This is a genomic window from Curtobacterium sp. NPDC086286, assembly GCF_044746255.1.
Lineage (GTDB): Bacteria > Actinomycetota > Actinomycetes > Actinomycetales > Microbacteriaceae > Curtobacterium.
This window is the reverse complement of record NZ_JBIVBW010000003.1, coordinates 446,421-468,086: the sequence shown is the minus strand read 5'-3', so window position 1 is coordinate 468,086 and position 21,666 is coordinate 446,421. Positions and strand designations below refer to the sequence as shown.

21 protein-coding genes and 3 tRNA genes are annotated in these 21,666 nt (G+C 70.9%); 5 read left to right on the top strand and 19 right to left on the bottom strand.

Annotated elements, in window-relative coordinates; genetic code table 11:
- Positions 1-138 precede the first annotated feature (138 nt).
- The gene (locus ACIPKM_RS08160) at positions 139-2,655 is read right to left on the bottom strand and encodes an ATP-dependent Clp protease ATP-binding subunit (RefSeq protein WP_070417315.1); all 2,517 of its coding nucleotides are present in this window, start codon (positions 2,653-2,655) and stop codon (positions 139-141) included.
- A 274-nt stretch (positions 2,656-2,929) separates the two neighbouring features.
- Positions 2,930-3,406, bottom strand: a complete 477-nt coding sequence (locus ACIPKM_RS08155; protein WP_402736530.1) for a Clp protease N-terminal domain-containing protein — start codon at positions 3,404-3,406, stop codon at positions 2,930-2,932.
- Positions 3,407-3,477: 71 nt separating this feature from the next.
- Here ACIPKM_RS08155 and ACIPKM_RS08150 point away from each other — a divergent pair, with 71 nt between their 5' ends.
- Positions 3,478-4,410: an NAD(+)/NADH kinase gene (locus tag ACIPKM_RS08150; protein WP_070417317.1), complete on the top strand. Its 933-nt coding sequence runs from the start codon at positions 3,478-3,480 to the stop codon at positions 4,408-4,410.
- A gap of 164 nt (positions 4,411-4,574) precedes the next feature.
- Here ACIPKM_RS08150 and ACIPKM_RS08145 read toward each other — a convergent pair whose 3' ends face one another.
- The 15 genes from ACIPKM_RS08145 to tilS all read right to left on the bottom strand — a co-directional run bounded on the left by ACIPKM_RS08145 (position 4,575) and on the right by tilS (position 17,522).
- Positions 4,575-5,645, bottom strand: a complete 1,071-nt coding sequence (locus ACIPKM_RS08145) for a sigma-70 family RNA polymerase sigma factor (protein WP_070417318.1) — start codon at positions 5,643-5,645, stop codon at positions 4,575-4,577.
- A gap of 340 nt (positions 5,646-5,985) precedes the next feature.
- Positions 5,986-6,153, bottom strand: coding sequence for a hypothetical protein (locus tag ACIPKM_RS08140; protein ID WP_156794796.1), 168 nt, complete (start codon positions 6,151-6,153; stop codon positions 5,986-5,988).
- Between the two features lie 63 nt (positions 6,154-6,216).
- The gene (locus ACIPKM_RS08135; RefSeq protein ID WP_402736529.1) at positions 6,217-6,378 is read right to left on the bottom strand and encodes a hypothetical protein; all 162 of its coding nucleotides are present in this window, start codon (positions 6,376-6,378) and stop codon (positions 6,217-6,219) included.
- 73 nt (positions 6,379-6,451) lie between these two features.
- The gene (locus tag ACIPKM_RS08130; protein ID WP_031262806.1) at positions 6,452-6,655 is read right to left on the bottom strand and encodes a hypothetical protein; all 204 of its coding nucleotides are present in this window, start codon (positions 6,653-6,655) and stop codon (positions 6,452-6,454) included.
- A gap of 41 nt (positions 6,656-6,696) precedes the next feature.
- Positions 6,697-8,217 (bottom strand): lysine--tRNA ligase, encoded by a 1,521-nt coding sequence (gene lysS, locus ACIPKM_RS08125; protein ID WP_070417320.1) that lies wholly within the window; start codon positions 8,215-8,217, stop codon positions 6,697-6,699.
- 55 nt (positions 8,218-8,272) lie between these two features.
- A complete protein-coding gene (locus ACIPKM_RS08120) occupies positions 8,273-8,965 on the bottom strand; it encodes a Rossmann-like and DUF2520 domain-containing protein (RefSeq protein WP_258027730.1) in 693 nt (230 codons plus the stop codon).
- A complete protein-coding gene (locus ACIPKM_RS08115) occupies positions 8,962-10,764 on the bottom strand; it encodes a PH domain-containing protein (protein ID WP_402736528.1) in 1,803 nt (600 codons plus the stop codon). Before ACIPKM_RS08115 ends, ACIPKM_RS08120 begins: the two co-directional genes overlap by 4 nt.
- 9 nt (positions 10,765-10,773) lie before the next feature.
- On the bottom strand, positions 10,774-11,295 hold the full coding sequence (locus ACIPKM_RS08110) for a PH domain-containing protein (protein ID WP_070417322.1): 522 nt from the start codon (positions 11,293-11,295) through the stop codon (positions 10,774-10,776).
- A 130-nt stretch (positions 11,296-11,425) separates the two neighbouring features.
- Entirely contained in the window at positions 11,426-11,917 is a 492-nt protein-coding gene (locus ACIPKM_RS08105) for a DUF3180 domain-containing protein (protein ID WP_070417323.1), read from the bottom strand.
- Entirely contained in the window at positions 11,914-12,459 is a 546-nt protein-coding gene (gene folK, locus ACIPKM_RS08100) for a 2-amino-4-hydroxy-6-hydroxymethyldihydropteridine diphosphokinase (protein WP_402736527.1), read from the bottom strand. The genes ACIPKM_RS08105 and folK overlap by 4 nt, the downstream gene beginning before the upstream one ends.
- Positions 12,456-12,857: a dihydroneopterin aldolase gene (gene folB, locus ACIPKM_RS08095; RefSeq protein ID WP_261646086.1), complete on the bottom strand. Its 402-nt coding sequence runs from the start codon at positions 12,855-12,857 to the stop codon at positions 12,456-12,458. Before folB ends, folK begins: the two co-directional genes overlap by 4 nt.
- Positions 12,854-13,828 carry a dihydropteroate synthase gene (folP, locus tag ACIPKM_RS08090; RefSeq protein WP_402736526.1) on the bottom strand — a complete coding sequence of 325 codons (975 nt, stop codon included), beginning with the start codon at positions 13,826-13,828 and terminating at the stop codon, positions 12,854-12,856. Before folP ends, folB begins: the two co-directional genes overlap by 4 nt.
- Positions 13,829-13,834: 6 nt before the next feature.
- A complete protein-coding gene (gene ftsH / locus ACIPKM_RS08085) occupies positions 13,835-15,820 on the bottom strand; it encodes an ATP-dependent zinc metalloprotease FtsH (protein WP_070417326.1) in 1,986 nt (661 codons plus the stop codon).
- A gap of 121 nt (positions 15,821-15,941) precedes the next feature.
- Complete coding sequence (hpt, locus tag ACIPKM_RS08080) at positions 15,942-16,493, bottom strand: hypoxanthine phosphoribosyltransferase (protein WP_070417327.1); 552 nt, start codon at positions 16,491-16,493, stop codon at positions 15,942-15,944.
- Between the two features lie 9 nt (positions 16,494-16,502).
- Positions 16,503-17,522 carry a tRNA lysidine(34) synthetase TilS gene (tilS, locus tag ACIPKM_RS08075; protein ID WP_402736525.1) on the bottom strand — a complete coding sequence of 340 codons (1,020 nt, stop codon included), beginning with the start codon at positions 17,520-17,522 and terminating at the stop codon, positions 16,503-16,505.
- A gap of 50 nt (positions 17,523-17,572) precedes the next feature.
- Here tilS and ACIPKM_RS08070 point away from each other — a divergent pair, with 50 nt between their 5' ends.
- Positions 17,573-18,064, top strand: coding sequence for an inorganic diphosphatase (locus ACIPKM_RS08070; protein WP_070417329.1), 492 nt, complete (start codon positions 17,573-17,575; stop codon positions 18,062-18,064).
- Between the two features lie 93 nt (positions 18,065-18,157).
- Here the strand turns inward: ACIPKM_RS08070 and ACIPKM_RS08065 are convergent, their stop codons facing one another.
- Positions 18,158-19,597 carry an NlpC/P60 family protein gene (locus tag ACIPKM_RS08065; RefSeq protein WP_402736524.1) on the bottom strand — a complete coding sequence of 480 codons (1,440 nt, stop codon included), beginning with the start codon at positions 19,595-19,597 and terminating at the stop codon, positions 18,158-18,160.
- A 31-nt stretch (positions 19,598-19,628) separates the two neighbouring features.
- Positions 19,629-20,900, bottom strand: a complete 1,272-nt coding sequence (locus ACIPKM_RS08060; RefSeq protein ID WP_071296511.1) for a M23 family metallopeptidase — start codon at positions 20,898-20,900, stop codon at positions 19,629-19,631.
- 301 nt (positions 20,901-21,201) lie between these two features.
- On the opposite strand from ACIPKM_RS08060, the gene ACIPKM_RS08055 reads away from it, so the two are divergent.
- The 3 genes from ACIPKM_RS08055 to ACIPKM_RS08045 all read left to right on the top strand — a co-directional run bounded on the left by ACIPKM_RS08055 (position 21,202) and on the right by ACIPKM_RS08045 (position 21,480).
- Positions 21,202-21,274: transfer RNA gene (locus ACIPKM_RS08055), tRNA-Glu, on the top strand.
- A gap of 55 nt (positions 21,275-21,329) precedes the next feature.
- A tRNA-Asp gene (locus ACIPKM_RS08050) sits at positions 21,330-21,406 on the top strand.
- A 1-nt stretch (position 21,407) separates the two neighbouring features.
- Positions 21,408-21,480: transfer RNA gene (locus ACIPKM_RS08045), tRNA-Phe, on the top strand.
- Positions 21,481-21,666 lie beyond the last annotated feature (186 nt).

Below are 21,666 nucleotides of genomic sequence, written 5' to 3'. Positions count from 1 at the left end.
GCCCCGCGGCGGCCACCCGCCCCCCGACCCGCGCTAGACCCCCGGGGGGCGCCCCCCCCGGGGGGCCCCCCCCCCCCCGGGGGGGGGGGGGGGGGGCCCCGCGGCCCCCGCGCCTCCCGTCATGTCCGTGACCGGGTCCTAGGACTCGATCTCGCCCTGCGGCGTGTCCGTCGCCTCGACGGCGGCCGCGCCGGCGAGGACCTCTTCGCGCCCCGGCTGACGCCCGGTCTCGAACTGGAACTCGCCACCGGTGAAGTCGACCTTCACGTGGTCGCCGGCCGTGAGCTCACCCTGCAGGATGTGCTCGGACAGCTGGTCCTCGACCTCGTGCTGCATCGCGCGGCGGAGCGGGCGGGCACCGAGTGCCGGGTCGAACCCGACCTTGATGAGCTGCTCCTTGGCGGCGAGCGTGAGCTCCACCGTCATGTCGCGGTCGAGCAGGCGGTCCGCCAGGCGCTTCACGAAGAGGTCCACGATCTGCAGCAGCTCGGGCTGCGAGAGCTGCGGGAACACGATCGTGTCGTCGACGCGGTTGAGGAACTCGGGCTTGAAGTGCTTCTTGAGCTCCTCGTTCACCTTCGAGCGCATGCGGTCGTAGCCGACACCGGAGTCACCCTCGACCTGGAAGCCCACCGGGCCACCGGCGATGCCCTGCGAACCGAGGTTCGTGGTCATGATGATGACGGTGTTCTTGAAGTCGACCACGCGGCCCTGACCATCGGTCAGACGACCCTCTTCGAGGACCTGCAGCAGCGAGTTGAAGATGTCCGGGTGGGCCTTCTCGATCTCGTCGAAGAGGACCACGGAGAACGGCTTGCGGCGCACCTTCTCGGTGAGCTGGCCGCCCTCCTCGAACCCGACGAACCCGGGAGGGGCACCGAAGAGTCGCGAGACGGTGTGCTTCTCGCCGAACTCCGACATGTCGAGGGAGATCAGCGCACCCTCGTCGTCGAAGAGGAACTCGGCGAGGGCCTTGGCGAGCTCGGTCTTCCCGACACCCGTGGGGCCGGCGAAGATGAACGAGCCGGAGGGACGGTTCGGGTCCTTCAGGCCGGCGCGGGTGCGGCGGATGGTCTTGGACAGGGCCGAGATGGCCTCTTCCTGACCGATGACGCGCTCGTGCAGTGCCTTCTCCATGAAGACGAGCCGCGAGGTCTCTTCCTCGGTGAGCTTGAACACCGGGATGCCCGTGGCCTGCGCCAGGACCTCGGCGATGATGCCCTCGTCGACGGTGCCGGACGCGGCGACGTCACCCGCACGCCACTGCTTCTCGAGGCGGAGACGCTCGCCGAGGAGCTTCTTCTCCTCGTCACGGAGCGAAGCGGCCTTCTCGAAGTCCTGCTCCTCGATCGCGGCTTCCTTCTGCCCGCGGACCGCCGAGATCTTCTCGTCGAACTCGCGGAGCTCCGGCGGCGCCGACAGGATCGACAGGCGGAGACGTGCACCGGCCTCGTCGATCAGGTCGATCGCCTTGTCCGGCAGGAAGCGGTCCTGCACGTAGCGGTCCGCGAGGTTCGCCGCGGCGACGATCGCGCCGTCGGTGATGGACACCTTGTGGAACGCCTCGTACTTGTCGCGGAGGCCCTTGAGGATGTTGATCGCGTGGGGCAGCGACGGCTCGTTGACCTGCACCGGCTGGAAGCGACGCTCGAGTGCGGCGTCCTTCTCGAAGTGCTTGCGGTACTCGTCGAGCGTGGTGGCACCGATGGTCTGGAGCTCACCGCGCGCGAGCAGCGGCTTGAGGATCGAAGCGGCGTCGATCGCGCCCTCGGCAGCACCGGCACCCACGAGGGTGTGGATCTCGTCGATGAAGACGATGATGTCGCCGCGGGTGCGGATCTCCTTCGTGACCTTCTTGAGGCGCTCCTCGAAGTCACCGCGGTAGCGGGACCCGGCGATGAGCGACCCGAGGTCGAGCGAGTAGAGCTGCTTGTCCTTCAGCGTCTCGGGCACGTCGCCCTTGACGATCGCCTGGGCGAGGCCCTCGACGACGGCGGTCTTGCCGACGCCGGGCTCACCGATCAGGACGGGGTTGTTCTTGGAGCGGCGGGAGAGGATCTGCATGACCCGCTCCATCTCCTTCTCGCGGCCGATGACCGGGTCGAGCTTGCCGTCACGCGCCGCCTGGGTGAGGTTCCGACCGAACTGGTCGAGGACCTGCGAACCCTGCTGGGCGTTCTGCTGCTGCTCGCCGCCGACGGCGACCGCTTCCTTGCCCTGGTAGCCGGACAGGAGCTGGATGACCTGCTGACGGACGCGGTTGAGGTCCGCGCCGAGCTTGACGAGCACCTGGGCGGCGACGCCCTCGCCCTCGCGGATGAGGCCGAGGAGGATGTGCTCGGTGCCGATGTAGTTGTGGCCGAGCTGCAGCGCCTCGCGCAGGGACAGCTCGAGCACCTTCTTGGCGCGCGGCGTGAACGGGATGTGCCCGGTCGGCTGCTGCTGGCCCTGCCCGATGATGTCCTGGACCTGCTCGCGGACGGCATCGAGCGAGATGCCGAGCGACTCCAGCGCCTTGGCGGCGACGCCCTCGCCCTCGTGGATGAGGCCGAGGAGGATGTGCTCGGTGCCGATGTAGTTGTGGTTGAGCATCTTCGCTTCTTCTTGAGCTAGGACGACAACACGACGGGCTCGGTCGGTGAATCTCTCGAACATGTGCTCTCCCTTGCCGGGCTCGTGGAAGTCCGGTGACGTACATCGAGAGTAACCAGCGCACCCCGGGTGGTCTGCCCCTGTTCGCCGTGGGCGTGACCTCGTTGCGTCCGGTGAACAGGGGACGGTCGGGAGGCGCGGTGCGGGTCGGCCCCGGAGCCTGCGCCCGGTGGTGCTCACGGGGGTCGCGCGGCGGGTCGCGCCGGGTGTCGGGTCGGCGCGAGCCGCGGGTCGTCGCGGGGCGGGCGCGGAGCGCGGGGCGGGCGCGTCAGGCGCGTCAGACGCGTCGCGCGGCGCGACGCAGGGCGCGGCGGAAGCGGCGCGGGTCGACACCGAGACCGTCGAGGACGTCGTGCGCGGCCCCCGTGAACGGATCGTCGATGCCGTCCAGCACCGCGAGCAGCACGTGGTGCGGTCGGACGCGTTCCGCCGGGCCGGCGAGCTGTGCGGCACGTGCCAGCACCCGCGCCGCGGCCGGTGTGCACGTGACCCGGTCGGGCGAGACCGGTCCGGGTGCCCCGGCGCCGACGAAGGCGCTGCTCGCGGTGCGGACGCGGTCGGGCGTGACGCCGTGCGCGTCGAGGACGTCGAGGAAGCGGGGCATCCCGCTGCAGAGCGTGACCGCGGCGACGAGGAGGTGTTCGGCGTCGAGGAAGCCGAACCCGGTCTCCAGTGACTCCTGTTCCGCGAGGAGCACGATCTCGCGTCCGTGCCGGAGTGTGGGCAGGGCGACGGAGAGCGTGGCGATCTGCATACATGCAGAATATCTCATGTGTGAGCGGTCCACCAGAGGAGATCCCGGGCGCGATCGGTACGATCGCGACCATGGAGCAGCCCGTCGTCGGACTCGTCGTCCACCCGACCAAGAACGTGCAGGAGTCCGTCGCGACCCTGCAGCGCTGGAACGCCTCCGGCCGCGGACGCCTCGTCGCCCGCCGCGCCGACGTCCAGCGCATCGGCGGCGGGGTCGACGTGATCGGGGACGAGGACTTCACGGAGGAGGTCGACCTCGTCGTCGCACTCGGCGGGGACGGCACGATGCTCGGGGCCATGCGGCTCGTGGCGAAGCGTCCGGTGCCGGTGCTCGGCGTCAACTACGGCAACGTGGGCTTCCTCGTCGAGATCGAGCCGCCCGAGCTCGAGGTCGCGCTCGAGCGGCTGTCCGCCGGCGACTACCAGCTCGAACCGCACCACGCCCTCGAGGCCCGGCTGTTCTGGAGCGGAGCCCGCACCGACTACCTCGCGTTCAACGACCTCACGATCGTGCGACGCCCCGGCGCCGGCCAGGTGTCCGCGGACCTCAGCGTCGGCGGGCTCGGGTACGGGTACTACCGGGCGGACGCCATCGTCGCCGCGACCCCGGCCGGATCCACCGCGTACAACTACGCCGCCGGTGGCCCCGTCCTCTCCCCCGCACTGTCCGGCTCCGTCGTGACCCCGGTCGCGCCGATGGCCGGGATCGACCGTGCCGTGGTCCTCGCCGCTCGCGAGCGCTACCGGTTCGACATCGCCGAGGGCACCCGCAGCGCAGCGCTCGAGGTCGACGGACTCGTCGTCGGCGAGGTCGCCACCGGTGCGCAGATCGATGTGCGGCTGCGGAAGGACGCCGGCAGCGTGGTCCGCCTCGACGCCGAGCGCCACGGGCGGACCGGACGCGTGAAGCTCAGCCTGCTCGACCTGCCCGTGCGACCGGACCAGCTCATCGAGCTCATCCCCCAGGACCTCCGCCAGAAGCTCGGGCGCGAGGTCGAGGAGTAGCGGGCCGGGCCCCGCGCCCTGCGCACCGCTCGGTTCCGGGAACGTGAATGGCCCGCTCACGCCGAAGCGCGAGCGGGCCGTCCCATCACCCCACCGGATCGTCTTCCCACAGAACGACCCGGTTCCCCGTGCCGGCACTCACGCGCCGGCCGAAGTCCACTGACCTAGTCGGTCAGGTACAGCTGCATGTCCTGCGAGACCGCCTTGGCGAAGAGCCGCAGCTTGGCGCGGGACTCCACACGGCTGACCGCCTGGCGGGTCGTGTGGACGATCTTCGAGATCTCGTCGAGCGTCATCGGCTTGTCGTCGTCGAGGCCGTAGCGCATGCGGATCACGTTCGCCTCGTCGCTCGGCAGTTCGGCGACGATCGAGCGGATGTCGCGGTGGAGCAGCGTCGTCTCGGTCAGCTCGTTCGGGGACGCGGCGTCCTCGTCCTCGATGAAGTCGCCGAGCTCGCTGTCGTCCGAGTCGCCGACGACCGTGTGGATCGACACCGGCTCGTGCGAGCGGCCCTTGAGGTCGACGAGCTCGTCGACGCTCATGCTCAGCTCGGCCGCGACCTCGTCCGGCATCGGCGCGCGGCCGAGGTCGACGGTGAGGTCGCGCTCGGTGCGGGAGATCTTGTTGATCAGCTCGACCGTGTGGACCGGGATGCGGATCGTGCGGGCCTTGTCGGCGAGACCGCGGGAGATCGCCTGACGGATCCACCAGGTGGCGTACGTCGAGAACTTGTAGCCCTGCGTGAAGTCGAACTTCTCGACCGCGCGGACCAGGCCGAGGTTGCCTTCCTGGATGACGTCCATGAAGGGCAGGCCGCGCTGCGAGTAGCGCTTGGCGATGCTCACGACGAGGCGGAGGTTCGAGGTGATCATGCGCTCCTTGGCGCGCTCACCGTCACGGACGAGCCAGCGCAGTTCACGCTGCAGGGTCTTCGCGAGGCCCTTCTCGGTGGCGAGCTTCTCCCCGGCGAAGAGGCCGACCTCGATGCGGCGGGCGATCTCGGCTTCTTCCTCGGCGGTGAGGAGCGAGAGGCGGCCGATGTGGCGGAGGTAGTCGCCCACCTGGTCGACTGAGGCGCCGCGGACACCCGCGAGCTGCTCGTCGGCCTCGACCTCGGTGTCGAGCGTGGTGGTCTCGACCGCGGTGACCGGAGCCTTCGCTGCGGTCGTCTTCTTGGTGCGACGTGCGGTGGTGCCGGTGGTCGTCGTCTTGGGTGCTGCGGTTGCGATCGTCATGATGACTCCCTGCGTTCGACGGGTGATGACCTCGTTGGGGGTGTCACGAGTAAAGCGTTCCGGAGGTGTACCCCACAAACCGATCGGATCGATTCTCAGGCTTCTCCGTGCTTCACCATGGATACCGTCCCCCGAGGGGTACAGCCTGTCGTCAGTCTGGTCCCCCGCATGGTCGAGAATCAAGGGGATGTCGCCGTGTTTCCGGCGTTGCATCGGTGTTTCTTGCTCGTTTCCGATCCTGTACCCCGGGCCGCCGCGTCCAGTGGACACGAAAAAGGGGTACGGCGGTCCGGATCGTGGCGATCCGGTCGTCGTACCCCGAAAACCGAACGGGCGGGGGTCACCAGGAGGGCTCGAGCCACCCCTCGCGACGCTTCGAGACCTCGAGGTCAGCGTCTCGGTCGAACTCGTCGTACTCGCTCTCGATGTCGCCGACGAGGCTGCGGCCGGTGAAGACGCCCCCGCGGTTCGCGAGGACACCACCGGAGATGATCTGCGTGATGGACATGCGGACGATGCTCACCCCGGCAGACGACGTCGGGGTGAACGGCCGGTGACGGTGTCCGGACGCTCAGACGTCGATGTCGTCGTCGCCCTCGCCGTCGGGCCACACGGTGTCGTCGCGAGCGGGATCCGCGACCGCCGGGTGCCCGAAGGCGTCATCGGGATCGAGGTCGGCGAGGTCGGGGTCGGGCTGGGGTTCGGGGTCCCTGCCGTCCGGGGTCGCGCGCATGCACGCCAGGGTCGCACCGCGCGGTGAACACCGGGTGACGTCGACCGCGGGCGGCCCCTTGATCGGGAGCGGGTTACTCCGCGGAGGCGGGCGCCGGTGCCGGCACGCCGTGCTCACGCTCGAAGCGGGCACGCTCCTCGGCCTCGACCTTGGCGTACGCGGCACGCTCGGTGCGGTCGGCCCGCATGATGGCACGCATCACGAACCAGAAGATGAGGCCGACCACGACGGTCGGCGTCAGGGCGAAGATGATCCCGGTCACGACTCCATGCGGCACCCGAGCATCCTAACCCCCGGAACGGAGCCGTCAGCTGGGTCCTACTTCACCAACGGGAACAGGATCGTCTCGCGGATGCCCAGGCCCGTGATGGCCATGAGGAGCCGGTCGATGCCCATGCCCATGCCCCCCGACGGCGGCATCGCGTGCTCGAGTGCCCGCAGGAACTCCTCGTCGACGCGCATGGCCTCGAGGTCGCCGCCCGCAGCGAGCTTCGCCTGCTCGACGAACCGCTCCCGCTGCACGACCGGGTCGACGAGCTCGGAGTACGCCGTCGCCAGCTCGAAGCCACGGACGTAGAGGTCCCACTTCTCGACGATGCCCGGACGGCTGCGGTGCTCGCGGGTCAGCGGCGAGGTGTCGACCGGGAAGTTCATCACGAACGTCGGGCGGTCGAGCGAGTCGATGACGAAGTGCTCCCAGAGCTCCTCGACGTACTTGCCGTGCGTGGCGTGCGCGACCTCGACGCCCTCGGCATCGGCGAGTGCCCGCAGCTCGGACAGCGGCGTCTCCGGGGTGATCTCGCGACCGGCCGCCTCGGACAGCGACCCGTACATGTCGATGCGCGGCCACTCGCCGCCGAGGTCGTACGTCGTGCCGTCCGCCCAGGTGACCTCGAGCGAGCCGCCGGTCACCGCACGCGCGGCGTTCTGCACGAGCTCCTGGGTCAGGTCGGCCATCTGCTCGTAGTCGCCGTACGCCTGGTAGGCCTCGAGCATCGCGAACTCGGGCGAGTGCGTCGAGTCGGCGCCCTCGTTGCGGAAGTTCCGGTTGACCTCGAACACCCGGTCGATGCCGCCGACGACGGCGCGCTTCAGGAAGAGCTCCGGCGCGATGCGGAGGTACAGCTCGGTGTCGAAGGCGTTCGAGTGCGTGACGAAGGGCCGCGCCGAGGCACCGCCGTGCTGGGTCTGCAGCATCGGGGTCTCGACCTCGAGGTAGTCGTGACCAGCGAAGGTCTGCCGGAGCGACGACATCACCGCGGCACGGGCGCGGACGGTGGCCCGGGCCTCCTCGCGCACGATGAGGTCGAGGTAGCGCTGGCGGACCCGCGTCTCCTCGTTGAGTTCGTTGTGCAGGTTCGGCAGCGGCAGGATCGCCTTGGCCGCGATCTGCCAGTCGTCGACCATGATCGACAGCTCGCCCCGCCGCGAGGAGATCACCCGGCCGTGCACGAACACGTGGTCGCCGAGGTCGACGAACTCCTTCCAGCGCGCGAGGGACTCCTCGCCCACCTCGGCGAGGGACACCATCGCCTGGATGCGGGAGCCGTCACCGGACTGCAGGGACGCGAAGCAGAGCTTGCCGGTGTTGCGCGAGAACACGATGCGGCCGGCGATCCCGACGACGTCCTGGGTCTCCTCGCCGGTCTCGAGGTGCGCGTACTGCGCACGGACCGCGGGGATGGTGGTGGTGACCGGCAGGCCCGCCGGGTACGCCTCGATCCCCGACTCGAGGAGCTTCGCCCGCTTGTCGAGCCGGACCTGTCGCTGCTCGCTGGTCTCCGCCGCGGCGATCTCGGCGGCGGAGGGCTCGGTGGCGGGTGCGGTCTCGTCGGTCATGCTGGTGCGGCTCCGATGGTCGTGGGGGTCCCCGAAATCGTACAGCGCGGCCGGACTAGAGCGTCGCCTGCCCGTCGGCCGCCGCGAGCGCGTTGTCGACGGCCGTGCGGACCAGCGCTCCGAGGACCCGGCCCGGGTACTCGACCCCGATGCCGGACAGCGTGCCGGCGGACTGGTCGACGATCGCGGTCGAGAAGCTCACCGCAGCGCGGACGGCGTCGGCGTAGGCGGGCCGGTCCTGCTCGGTGACGACGAACGGCTCCGCACCCATCTCGACGACGAGCGCCTGGGCGATGGGGAGCACGGGCGACGGTGCGGTCACGGCGCAGTACGCGTCGCGGAGCCGGACGAGGTCGACGCTGGTTCCGGTGAACGCCATCGCGGGGTGGATCGCGAGCGGGATCGCCCCCGCGGCCATCGCCGGTGCGAGGATGCCCACGCCGTGGTCCGGGCTGGTGTGCACGACGAGCTGCCCCGGCTGCCAGATCCCGGCGTCCGCGAGTCCCTGCACGAGGTCGGCCAGCTGGTCGTCCGGCACGGCGAGGAGCACGAGTTCGCTGCGCTCGACGAGGTCGGGGGTCTCGAGGACGGGTGCGCCGGGGAGCATCGCCTCGGCGCGGTCGCGTCCGGCCTCGGACACGGCCGTCACGCCGACGACCGCGTGCTCGGCGTTCGCGAGCGCTGCTCCGAGGACCGGTCCGACCCGTCCGGCACCGAGGACGCCGACTCCCAGCCGCCCGGCCCTCACCGCGCGGCTCCCGGCGGCGGGGTGTCGCCCCAGGGCGATCCAGGAGGCACGGTGCCGGTCGGCCGTGCCGGCTCGGCGCCGCCGGGTGCGCGCTCTGGCGACGACTGCTCGCGGTCCACCGCGTCCACTCGTCGCTCTGGTGACCACTCCGGGGCCGCGGCCGGCGCGACGGGGGCGAGCCGCGCCTCCCGTTCGCGCCACCGGTGGGAGGTGTCGGCCGCAGCCGCCTCGACCGCGCGGGCCGAGGTGTCCGACCACAGCTGCTGCGCGTCCCGCGCGTCCAGCGCACCGATGCTCGCGGAGACCGGGCCCTGCACGGTCTGCACGTGCACCGACGCGAGCCGCAGCGCACGCTCGAGCGGCCCCTGCGAGACCTTGACGCTCTGCACGCGCGGCAGCGGCACGATGACCAGCGAGCGCCAGACGGCACCGAGCCGGAGCAGGACGGCACCCGGGACGAAGCGGTAGCCGTTGCGGCGGAACGCGAACGGGCGGAGCCAGGCGCCCCGGCGCGGGGAGCGCACGAACCCGCCGCGGTCGCCCGTGGTGGTGAGGCTGTCGTCGACGACGTCGACGGCCTCGGCCGAGCCCTCGCGGAGCTGCTCCTGCGAGGCGGCGGGACCGGCGACGGCGGTGCCGACGAGGCCGGGGAGGATGATGTCGAGGACCTCGCGGACGTCGCGCGCGGTGCCGACCGGCAGGACGATCGACGAGACCTGCTGGTTGTTCGAGGCCCCGTTGCCGGCGTTCGTCGCACGGTTGATCCGGACGTCCCACCAGCCGAACGGCCGCCAGAGCAGCGGCTGCGCCACGCTCACGGCGTGGATGCGGCCGGGCGGCAGGGTCTCGTTCGAGGTGGACACGAGCCCGAAGCCGATCCGGATGCCGTCGCGGGTCTCGGCGATCGTGTACTGCAGCGAGCGGGAGAACTTCCGGACGTAGTACCCGCCGGCGCCGATCACCGCGGGGAACAGGCCGAAGAGGATCCCGTACTCGCCGGTGAGCGCCACGCTGACGATCATCGCGGCGACCGCGGCGAGGATGAACACCGTCGTGCCGGAGAGCAGCATCGACGCGATGAGCCGGCCGGGGTGCACCTTCACGATGCGCGTCGCGCGGACCGCGGCGGGGTCGAGTTCCGGCGAGAAGATCTCGTCGACTCGGTCCTGCAGCACGCCGTTCGACGCCCGGGCCGGGTCGTGCTGCCGCTCGTCGTCCTTCGCCCCGGAGGCGAGCACGAGGATGCGCTGCCGCAGGTCGTCCGCAGCCGTGACCCCGAGGTAGGCGAGCTGCACGTTCGCGTCGTTGCCGGCCTGGGCGATCTCGAGCTTGGCGGTGCCGAAGATCCGCGGGATGAGCGGCCGCGAGATGTTGATGCCCTGGATGCGGTCCAGCCGGGCCTTGCGGTTCGTCCGGAAGAGCACGCCCGAGCGGACCTCGACGATCTCGCCGGTCACCCGGAACTCGTGCATGCGCCAGGAGAGGGTGAACAACGCAAGGAGTACCAGCAACAGCACAGCCACGCCGAGCAGCACCCAGCCGACGACGCCGTGCTCGTAGACGTACCGCACGGGGTCGCCGTCGTCCTGCGGGCCACCGCCGGGGATGAAGAACTCGACGAGCTGGTCCCGCAGGCTGTTCAGCACGTAGCCGAGGATCACGATGAGGAAGATGCCACCCTTGAGCAGCGGCGTCAGCGGGTGCATGCGGTGCCACTCGCCGTCGGTGAGCGGCGCGGCAGCGGCGGCGTTGCCCCGGTGCGGCGGAGCGGGCGGCGGCGGGCCGGGTCGGAAGGTCATGCGGCCCTCCTAGAGCCCGGCGCGGCGGGACTCGGCGAGCTCGACGAGCCGGTCGCGCAGCTCGTCGGCGTCGGCGAAGGGGATGCCGGGGATCCGGACGTTGGTCGACGCGGCCGCCGTGACGAACTTCAGCTCGCTCATGCCGAGCACCCGGTCGAGCGGCCCCCGGTTGACGTCGACGAGCTGCATGCGGCCGTACGGGACGGCGGTGAACCGCTGCCACATCAGGCCGCGCCGGAGGACGAGGTCGTCGTCACGGAGGGCGTACCCGATCGCCCGCACGCGTCGCGGCGTCAGGATCGCCGTCACGAGGGTGACGATCGCGACCGCGATGCCGATCAGCGTCCAGACGGTGCCGGCCGTGCCGGAGAACCCGCCGCTGACGACGCCGATGATGACGCAGCCGGCCGTCACCACGAGCCCGATCACGATCGTCGTGACGAGCTCGGTCCAGACGAGCTTGGGCGACACCCGGGTCCAGGTGGTGCCGGTCAGTCCCAGACCGGGCTCGTCGAGTCGTTCACGCGGCATCGCGGGCCTCCTGCGGTCGGGTCGTGCTGGGTGCACCGGGTCGGTGCGCTTGCGTCGTGCCGCTCCGGTGTCGGTGCGCCGGCGTCGTGCCGCTCCGGTGTCGGTGCGCCGGCGTCGTGCCGCCCCGGTGTCAGTGCGCCTGCGTCGTGCCGCCCCGGGGGAGGTCGTCGTCGTCATCGTCCCCAGGAGGAGCGATGCACATGCGTTCGGCGACGAGTGCGCACACCGTCAACACGAGTCCACCCCCGACCGCCACGGCGTTCGGCAGGACCGAGCCTAGCGAAGGGAAGGCCGAGCGGGTGAGGAGGTACACGAGCAGGCCCGCGCCGAACCCGCCGAACAGCGAGCCCGCGATGCTCGACGCCTTCGCGAGCACCACGACGCGGATCGCGTAGAGCGGGTCGACGGGGTGGGACCGGGACGCGCCGTCGCGAGCGTGCCGACGGACCGGCCGGGCCATCAGGACCACGGCGATGCCGATGAACGCGAGGGTGACGCCGAGGGGTGTCGCGAGGAACAGCGTCGGCGCCTGCCGCGACGCCAGGACGGCGTCGAGGGCGAAGCCGGCGACCGCCGCGACGACGGCGACGCTGAGCAGGGTGGAGGCGCGGGTGGGCTTCACGAATCGCTCGTCTCTGGCCTGGAGGCGCGGGTCGGCTCGTCGAAGAGGCGCGGCTCGTCGACGCGCTCCGTGTCGTCCCCCACCCGCTCGAGCAGGTCGGCGACGGGCCCGACACCCGGCAGGACGGCGTCCGGGTCGGCGTCGCGCCACGGCGCGAGCACGAACGCCCGCTCGCCGGCGCGCGGGTGCGGCACGGTCAGGGTCACGGTGTCGAGGGACAGGTCGTCGTACGCCACGAGGTCGAGGTCGAGCGTCCGGTCGCCCCAGCGGACCTCGCGCGTGCGGCCGTGGGTGTCCTCGATGCCGTGCAGGGCGTCGAGGAGTTCCTGCGGCTCGAGGTCGGTGTCGACGACCACGACGGCGTTCCGGTACCGGGGCTTCGTCGTGTCCGGGCCGTCGAGCGTGACGGCGACCGACTCGACCTCGCGGCTGGAGGCGACCGGACGCACCCCCGGGAGGGCGACGATCGCGGCGGCGGCGGCGCGCAGGGTGCTCCCCCGGTCGCCGAGGTTGGCGCCGAGGGCGACGACCGCCCGGCTCACTCTTCTTCCTCGACGTCGGACCCGGCGGCACGGACGCCGCCACGGGTCCGGCGGATCGTGATCGACACGTCGGTGAACGGCACCGTGATGGGCGCCTGCGGCTTGTGCACCGTGACCTCGGTCGCCAGGGCCGCACGGTGTGTCAGCACGGCGGCGGCGATGCGCTCGGCGAGGGTCTCGATGAGGTCGACCGGGTCGCGCTCGATCTCGGCGACGACCTGCTCGGCGAGCACGCCGTAGTGCACGGTCTCGTCGAGGTCGTCGGAGCCGGACGCGGCGCGGGCGTCGACCTCGACGGCGACGTCGACCACGAAGTCCTGGCCGTCGGCGCGCTCGTGGTCGAAGACCCCGTGGTGGCCGCGTGCGCGGACCCCGGTCAGTCGGATGGTGTCCCTCACGATCGAGCTGCCCTCCAGGCGTCCCAGACGTCGAGCACGGCACGGGTCGGTGCCGGGTCGTGCACGCGCACACCCCACGCCCCGCGTTCGGCGGAGAGCAGGCTGATGGCGGCGGTGGCGAGGTCGCGCTCCTTCGGGGCGTCACCGGCAGCGCTGCCGACCCCGTCGAGGAAGCGCTTGCGCGAGGCGGCGACGAGCACCGGCAGGCCGATCGATGCGAACCGTTCGTAGCCCGCCAGGATCTCCCAGTTCTGCACGCCCTGCTTGGCGAAGCCGAGGCCCGGGTCGATGACGACCTGTTCCTGGCGCACCCCGAGGACGATGAGCTCGGCGACGCGGAGTTCGACCTCGCGCCGGACCTCGTCGACGGCGTGCACGTACTCGGCGTTGCGGTACATCCGGTCGCTGTGCCCACGCCAGTGCATGACGACGAACCCGGCACCCGTGTCACGGACGACGCGCGCCATGTCGTCGTCGGCCAGCCCCCCGGAGACGTCGTTCACGATGGCGGCGCCGAGGTCCACCGAACGCTCGGCGGTCGAGGCGTTCATCGTGTCGACGCTCACCGTGATGCCCTCGGCCACGAGCTGCTGCACGACCGGGAGCACCCGCTGCTGCTCGACCTCGACGGGGACGCGCTCCGACCCCGGCCGGGTCGACTCCCCGCCGACGTCGACGATGTCGGCCCCGGCGGCGACGAGTTCACGGGCGTGCTGCACCGCGGCGTCGTACGCCTGGTGCAGCCCGCCGTCGCTGAAGGAGTCCGGCGTGACGTTGAGGATCCCCATCACCCGGGTCCGGTCGTCGGCAGGCGCACCGCGGTCACGGTCGCGCCGCCGACCGGTCACGATCTCCGGCACCGGTGCTGGTGCCCGGAGGTCGATCGCGACCGTCGGCGGCTCGGCTGCTGCGGCCCGCGCCTGGCTCACCTCGGCGAGCCGACGCGAGCGCCTCGTCGGCAGGTCCGTCATGCCGGCCTACGCGGGGGCGATACCCGGGTTGCCGAAGGGACGGCGACGGGGCTTCGACGACTCGTGGTCGGACTGCTCGGACGCGGTCGAGGCGGCCTTGCCCGGCACCTCGATGGCAGGCAGGTTGCTCACCGGACGCTTGTCGCTGGACAGCCACTGCGGGCGCTCCGGCAGCTTGCGGACGTCCTTGAAGATCTCCACCAGCTCCGGGGCGTCGAGTGTCTCCTTCTCGAGGAGCTCGCCGGCCAGACGGTCGAGGATGTCGCGGTTGTCGTTGAGCACCTGGTAGGCCTCGTCGTGCGCGGCCTCGAGCAGAGCACGGGTCTCGGCGTCGACCGTCTCGGCGATGTTCTCCGAGTAGTCGCGGCTGGTCCCGCCGCTCATGTCACGGCCGACGAACGGCTCGCTCGACCCGGAGCCGAGCTTGACGGACCCGACGGCACGGCTCATGCCGTACTCGGTGACCATCTTGCGCGCGGTGCCGGTGGCCTTCTCGATGTCGTTCGACGCACCCGTGGTCGGGTCGTGGAAGACGATCTCCTCGGCGACGCGACCACCCATGGCGTAGGTGAGCTGGTCGAGCAGTTCGTTGCGGGTGACGGAGTACTTGTCCTCGAGCGGGAGCACCATCGTGTAGCCGAGGGCACGGCCGCGCGGGAGGATCGTGATCTTCGTCACCGGGTCGGTGTGGCGCATGGCAGCGGCCGCGAGTGCGTGACCACCCTCGTGGTAGGCCGTGATGAGGCGTTCCTGGTCGGACATGATGCGCGTGCGGCGCTGCGGTCCGGCCATGACGCGGTCGACGGCTTCGTCGAGGGCGCGGTTGTCGATGAGCTGCGCGTTCGAGCGGGCCGTCAGGAGCGCGGCCTCGTTCAGGACGTTCGCCAGGTCGGCGCCGGTGAAGCCCGGCGTCTTGCGGGCGAGGAGCTCGAGGTCGACGCTCGCGGCGAGCGGCTTGCCCTTCGCGTGCACCTCGAGGATCTGCTGGCGGCCGGCGAGGCCCGGGGCGTCGACGCCGATCTGGCGGTCGAAGCGACCGGGGCGGAGGAGCGCCGGGTCGAGGACGTCAGGACGGTTCGTCGCCGCGATGAGGATCACGTTGGTCTTGCCGTCGAAGCCGTCCATCTCGACGAGGAGCTGGTTCAGCGTCTGCTCGCGCTCGTCGTTGCCGCCGCCGATGCCGGCGCCACGGTGACGACCCACGGCGTCGATCTCGTCGATGAAGACGATGGCGGGCGAGTTCTGCTTCGCCTGCTCGAAGAGGTCGCGGACACGGCTCGCACCGACACCGACGAACATCTCGACGAAGTCCGAGCCGGAGATCGAGTAGAACGGCACGCCCGCCTCACCGGCGACGGCTCGGGCGAGCAGCGTCTTGCCGGTACCGGGAGGGCCGTACAGCAGCACGCCCTTCGGGATCTTGGCGCCGACGGCCTGGAACTTCGCCGGCTCCTTGAGGAACTCCTTGATCTCCTGGAGCTCCTCGATCGCCTCGTCGGCGCCCGCGACGTCGGCGAAGCTGACCTGCGGGTTCTCCTTGTTGTTCATCTTCGCCCGGGACTTGCCGAACTGCATGACCTTCGAGCCGCCGCCCTGGGCGTTGGCGAGGAGGAACCAGAACAGGGCACCGATGATGAGGAACGGCAGGAGGATGCCGAGCAGCGAGAGGAACCAGTTCGACTGCTGGACGGTGTCGTTGTAGCCCTTCGGCAGGTTCGCGTCGTTGACGGCCTGGATGACCTCTTCACCGCGCGGCGTCGAGTAGTAGAACTGCTCGTGCGCGTTGCCGTCCTTCAGGGTGAGGTCGACGCGCTGCTCGGTGGAGTTCACCACCACGGAGGAGACCTTGCCGTCGGAGAGCTGTTGGAGGCCCTTCTGCGTGTCGATCTGCTGCGTGCCGGACTGGCTGATGACAGCCCATCCGATCCAGATCCCCACGATCGCGATCAGCACGTAGATGTACGGCCCGCGAAGGATGCGCTTGAAGTCCATGTGATCCGGGCAGAGCGCCCGACACCTTTCTCTGCCGAAGTTGCGTGCTGATCAGCATACGGCTGCGATTCTGTGGCGAGAATGGGTGTCCTCTGCGGGCGAACTCCACCCGCCGCCAGGATCAGCTGTAGACGTGCGGTGCGAGCACCCCGACCCCGCGCAGGTTGCGGTAGCGCTCGTCGTAGTCCAGGCCGTAGCCGACCACGAACGCGTCCGGGATGTCGAAACCGACGTACTTCACGTCGACCTCGACCTTGGCCGCCTCGGGCTTGCGCAGCAGTGCGACGATCTCGACGCTCGCGGCCCCGCGGGACTCGAGGTTCTGCTTGAGCCACGACAGCGTCAGACCGGAGTCGATGATGTCCTCGACGATGAGGACGTCCCGCCCGTGCAGGTCGGTGTCGAGGTCCTTGAGGATGCGGACCACGCCGGACGACTTCGTGCCGGAGCCGTACGACGACACCGCCATCCAGTCCATGCGCGCCTGCATCTTGAGGTGGCGCGAGAAGTCCGCCATCACCATCACGGCACCCTTGAGGACACCGACGAGCAGTGGGTCGCGCCCCGCGTAGTCGGCGTCGACCACCGCGGCGAGCTCGGCGAGCTTGTCGTCGATCTGCTCGGGGGTGAAGAGGACTTCGGACAGGTCTGCCTGGACGTCGGAGAGTTCCACCACCCCAGCCTAACCGGCGGTGAAGGCCAGACGGTCGCCCGATCGCGACGCCTGCACGCCCGGCAGGTCGATCGGCCCCTGCCCACTCCAGTCGGTGACGAGTCGGCACACCTCGAGCGTCTGCACACGGGACAGCGTCACGCCGAACTCGCTCTCCACCGCCAGCCGCACGAGCCGCTGCCGGAGGGCCGGCGGGTTGGCCGCGAGCTCCCGCACGGACAGCGAGATCCCGGCCTCGGAGTGCTCGGCGAGGTCCTCGGCCATCTCCTCGGCGAAGTGGTCGAGCGCGGCCGAGTCCTCGCGGAGCTGGTCGGCGGTGCGGGCGAGGGCCTCGGGCACACCGGCGCCGAGTTCGCGTTCGAGCGCGGGCAGGAGCACGTTCCGGACGCGGACGCGCGCGAAGGCGGGGTCCGCGTTCTGCGGGTCGTCCCACGGGGCGAGTCCGGCGGCGGCGCACGCCTGCCGCGTCGTGTGTCGGCGGACGCCGAGGAGCGGCCGCCCGTAGGCCGGCCCCGCCTGGCGCTGCGTCAGCGGCGTCATGCCGGACAGCGAGTCCGGCCCGCTCCCGCGGGCGAGGCCGAGCAGCACGGACTCCGCCTGGTCGTCCAGCGTGTGTCCGAACAGCACGAGGGGTGACCCGACGTCGGACGCGACGAGCGCGATCGACGCGTGGCGCGCCTCCCGAGCCGCCGCTTCGGGACCGCCCGCGGAACCCACGGCGACGCGACGGACGGTCACCGGTGCGAGTCCCAGCTCGGACGCCTGCCTGGAGGCGCGGCTCGCCACCGCCTCGGACCCCGCCTGGAGTGCGTGGTCGACGACCACTGCCCCTGCTCGCAGGTCCTGCTTGGGCGCCTCGAACGCGGTGGCCGCGGCGAGCGCGAGCGAGTCCGGTCCGCCGCTCAGCGCGACGAGCACGAGGTCTCCGGGGCGCACCGTGCCCTCGTCGAGCGCCTGCGCGAGCAAGGAGCGCACCGCGCGACGGGTGTCGGCGACCGCAGGGTCGAGCCGGGGACGCGGAGTGTTCACCCGGTAACGTTAGCCGCGCTTTCTTCCCGCAAAGAGACCAGGAGCGCAACATGGCCGCGTACGACGTCGTCGTCGAGATCCCCAAGGGCAGCCGCAACAAGTACGAGGTGGACCACGAGACCGGTCGCGTGTACCTCGACCGCGTGCTGTTCACCTCGTTCGTGTACCCGACCGACTACGGGTTCTTCGAGAAGACCCTGGCCGACGACGGTGACCCCGTGGACGCGCTGCTGCTCCTCGAGTACCCGACGTTCCCCGGTGTGGGCGTCAAGGTCCGCCCGGTCGGCGTCTTCAAGATGAGCGACGAGGCCGGCAACGACGCGAAGGTCCTCGTGGTCCCCGCGAAGGACCCGCGCTGGGCGCACATCCAGGACATCTCGGACGTCGACGAGCAGACGAAGGCCGAGATCGCGCACTTCTTCGAGCGCTACAAGGACCTCGAGCCGAACAAGTGGGTCAAGGCCGAGGGCTGGGGCGACGCCGCCGAGGCCGAGGCGATCGTCACGGCCGGCCAGGCCGCGTACGTGCCCGCCGGTCACTGACGCTCCCGGTTCCGTTCCGGCTCGACCGGGACTGCACCGCCTGACGACGAGTGCGCACGATCCCTCGTGCGCACTCGTCGTTCTTGCGTGCGGCTAGAGCGAACCGCTCGGCCGTGCGACGTAGGGCAGCAGCTGTCCCGGGGTCCAGATCGCCCGCTCGAGCACGCCGCGCTGCGGGTTCGCCGCCTCGACCATCATGCCGTTGCCGGTGTAGATCGAGTCGTGGTACGCCTCGTTGACGGTGCCGTTGTACGAGTAGAAGAGGATGTCGCCGGGCTGCCGCTGCGACATCGGCACGAGGCGCCCGATCGACTTGAAGTAGTTGTACTGCCAGACGACGTTGTGGCCACCGGTGGCGATGCCCTGCGAGCTGTAGGCCATCATCACGAGGCCGGAGCAGTCCCACGTGTTCGGGCCCGCACCGCCGAACTGGTACGCGTCGCCGATCTGTGCGCGGGCGTAGGCGATCGCGCCGGCTGCCTTCGAGGGGGTGCTCGGTGCGGTCGGGGTCGTCGGGGTGGTGGGCGTGCTCGGCTTCGACGGGGTGGTCGGAGTGGTCGGGGTGCTCGGCTTCGACGGTGTGGTCGGGGTGCTCGGCTTCGACGGTGTGGCCGGGGTGCTGGGCTTGGTGCCGCCGCCGGTGCTCGGCTGGGTGCTCGTACCGCCGCCCGTGCTCGGCGTGCTGCTCGCGGCGCCCCCACCCGAGCCCGAGCCCGTGCCGGTGCCGGTGGCCGCGGTCGCCCCGGAGCCACCGGTGTTCGACGCGAGCTGCGCCTCCGCCCGCTTCGCCTGCTGCGCGGTCCAGTAGGCGGCCTCGGTGGCGACGCTCGTGCCCTTGAGGTACGCGAGCTGCTGCAGCACCTCGTCCTGCTGGTCCTGCTCCCGCTGCACGCGTGCCTGCGCCGACGCTGCGGTGTCGTTCGCCTCGGCGAGGGCGGCCTTCGTCGTGTCCGTCGCCTTCGCGAGGGCCTTCGTCGCGGCGGACTGCTGCGCGGCGATCGCGTCGACGGTGTTCTGGTCCGCCTGGGCCTGGGCGAGGACGGTCGCGGAGCGCTCGGACAGGTGCGACATCGTGCCGACCCGGTAGAGCAGGTCCTTGGAGTCCCGCGAGTCGATGAGCATCGCCGCGGACAGGTCCCCGCCGCCGGTGCGCGACAGCTCGACCACGAGGCCGGCGACCTGCTGCGCGGAGGCGTCCGCCGTCCGCTCCGCCCGCTTCGACTGCGCGGTGAGGTCGTCCAGGGTGGCCTGCGCGTCCTGCTGCTGCGACGACGCGAGGGCGTACGTCTGACCGGCCTGGAGCTCGGCGACCTGTGCGCTGTCGGCAGCGTCCTGCAGGGTCTGCAGCCGGGTGCTCAGCTCGTCGACGGTGGACTGGGCCTCGGCGGTGTCCGCCTTCGCCGCTCGCACGTCGTCCCAGCTCGGGGCGGACGGTGCCGCCTGGGCCGGGCCGGCGATCACGACGGAGAGACCGATCCCGAGGACGGCCACCACCGCGATCCCACAGGACAGGGTGCGAGCGGAGTGCTTCACGGCGTTCAGGGCCTTTCGGGCGCGCACACGGTCATACCGAGATCCCCCGCGCTGCCATGAAGGGGACCGGGTCGACGGCGGAACCGTTCACCCGGGTCTCGAAGTGGAGGTGGCAACCCGTCGACCACCCGGTCGAACCGACCTTGGCGATCTGCTGCCCGGCGGTGACGTGCTGGCCGACCGACACGAGCGTGCCGCCGTCGACGATGTGCCCGTACGCGGTCGAGATGCCCCCGCCGTTGTCGAGCACGACCTCGTTGCCGTAGCCGCCGCCGTTCGCCGCGAAGGTCACCGTGCCGGACGCCGCCGCGTAGATCGGGGCGTAGCAGGCGGGAGCGAGGTCGACGCCGGCGTGCAAGGCGTAGTTCTTCGTGTACGGGTCGAGTCGGTAGCCGAACGGGCTCGTCTGGTACCCGCCGGTCGGGCGGACCCAGCCGGACGAGTTCGGCGAACCGCCACCGGTCCCGCCCTGGCTCGTCGCCGCGGCCTTCGCCGCCGCTGCCGCGATGCGGGCCAGCCGGGCCTTCTCCACCTGGACGCCTTTGTTGTAGCGCGCCTCGACGTTCTGCTCGCTCGTGGTCAGCAGGGTGAGCTGCGCCTCGAGTCGCTCCTTGTTGTCCGCCTGGGCGTCCACGGAGGACTGCGCCTGGTCGGCGGCGGTCTGTGCGGCCTGCATCTTCTGCTGTGCCTGGTCGGCGAGGTCGCCGAGGGCCTCCTTGGCGCGGTCCGCCTTGTCGGCGAGGCCCTGGGCCACACCGCGGTCCTGCGACGCCTGCGCGTAGATGCCGTCGGCCTGTTCGCTGAGCTTGGACATCGCACCGAGCTCGTACAGCAGGTCACCCGACTTCGTGGGGTGCGTGAGGATGTCGGTCGTGACGTCGTTCGCGCTCGCCCGCCCGAGCTGTGCCGCGAGCTGACCGGCCTGCGCCTCGGACGCGGTCGCGGTCTTCTCGGCGTCGTCCGCCTGGGACTGCAGCTTCTTCTGGGTCAGCGTCGCGTCGTCGTACTTCGTCTGCGCGGTCTGGTACGCCGTCCCGGCGGCCTCGGCGGACTTCTGCGCCGCGGAGGCTTTCGCCGTGAGGTCGGCGATGAGCCCCTTGATCTGGGTCACCTTCGCCTGCTGGGCCGATTTCGAAGCCTTGGCGTTCGCGACGTCCGACCAGCTCGGGTACGACGCCGCACTGGCCGAGGTCACCGGGGCGAGGGCCGCGAAGGTGCCGGCGGTGAGCGCGACGGCGACCGCGGCGGCGATGAAGCGGCGGCGGGGACGGGGGCGGAGTGAGAGCGATGGTGAGGTCGACATACATCTCGATTTCGTAACAGCGCGGCAAGGCTCACGCACGTAACACTGTTAACAAGCGCAACAGTAACAACAGGTGTCGCACCCGCACACCCCCTCGCACGAGGGGCACGGGACCGACGACGATGGTCGCATCGGAACATCGACAGCACGAATCGGGGCCTGGTGCCCCACGGTGAGTGAAGCCCTGCGCCCGGGCGGCGACACCGCGACACGCCGGGGATTCCGCCGCGGAGCCGCTCGATTTGTGAATCCCGCGGGGCATCCGTATGCTTGTCCATCGGTAGCGCGAAGCACCGCTTGCGGCCCTATCGTTTAGTGGCCTAGGACACCGCCCTTTCACGGCGGCAGCACGGGTTCGAATCCCGTTGGGGTCACTCCTCGCAGAGTGAGCAAGCAAGCAGAGCACTACCGAACAACACAACACAACATGGCCCTGTAGCGCAGTTGGTTAGCGTGCCGCCCTGTCACGGCGGAGGTCGCGGGTTCAAGTCCCGTCAGGGTCGCCACGGCTGGATAGCTCAGTTGGTAGAGCGTTCGACTGAAAATCGAAAGGTCCACGGATCGATGCCGTGTCCAGCCACGGTGAAAGGCCCCCCACTCCGGTAGGGGGCCTTTTTGCGTTGGTCGGAGCGCGACCACGTCCAGGAGGCGGGGGGGGGGGGGGGGCCCCCCCCCCCCCCCCCCGGCGCGGCCCCCCCCCCCCCCCCCCGCGGGGGGGGGGGGGGGGGGGGGGCCCCGGGGGCACAAAAAGGGACGCGCCACCAAC